Annotated in this window: 1 protein-coding gene; it reads right to left on the bottom strand. The window is 56.8% G+C overall.

Annotated features, from left to right (window positions below; genetic code table 11):
• Window positions 1–667: AMP-binding protein (locus tag CW370_RS21025; protein WP_157829198.1), on the bottom strand; the 667-nt coding region annotated here is incomplete at both ends.

Here is a 667-nt window from a genome sequence, read left to right as displayed (position 1 = left end):
CCGCTGTCATGCTGAACGCGTCGTGGTGCCAGAAGCACAGGTTCACAAGCGCATGGTGCTCGACCATGACACCCTTCGGCTGTCCGGTCGTTCCAGACGTGTAAATCATGTACGCCAAGTTCTCCGCGGTTACAGCGGTTTCTGGATTTCCCTCGTCGTTTTCATCAAGCGGCAGGCTTAGAATCGTGCGGCTTCCGTCGAGAAGAATGACATCTCCCGTATAGCTGTCCGGCACTGAAATGCCTTCCTGTTTCAAGAGAAGCTTCGCGCCGCTGTCCTGTAAAATATACTCAATCCGCTGATCCGGGTAGTCAGGATCAATCGGCACAAACGCCGCTCCGGCTTTCAAGACACCGAGCACCGCGGCGGACATTTCAAGCGACGGCTTCGTGAGAACGCCGACGCGGTCATCCGGGCTGATGCCGCAGTCCATCAGAATCCGCGCGAGACGGTTTGCCTTCGCATTCAGCTCGCCGTACGTCCAAGACTGGCCGTTGTATGTGACAGCCGGGCGGTCTTTGTGGCGCTGGACAGTCTCTTCGAATAGCTGATGAACCGTTTTGTCTGTCGGCACAGGCAGCGCTTTGCCCTTCCATGCCTCAAGAAGCGCTTGCTTTTCTGTCTCGGTGACCAGTGACAGGCTGGAAAGCGGCTGGTTCGGGTTATC

This window comes from Bacillus sp. SN32, assembly GCF_002837495.1.
Taxonomy (GTDB): Bacteria; Bacillota; Bacilli; order Bacillales; family Bacillaceae; genus Bacillus; species Bacillus subtilis.
The sequence above is the reverse complement of the archived record's forward strand: the minus strand, read 5'-3'. Positions and strand labels throughout refer to the sequence as shown.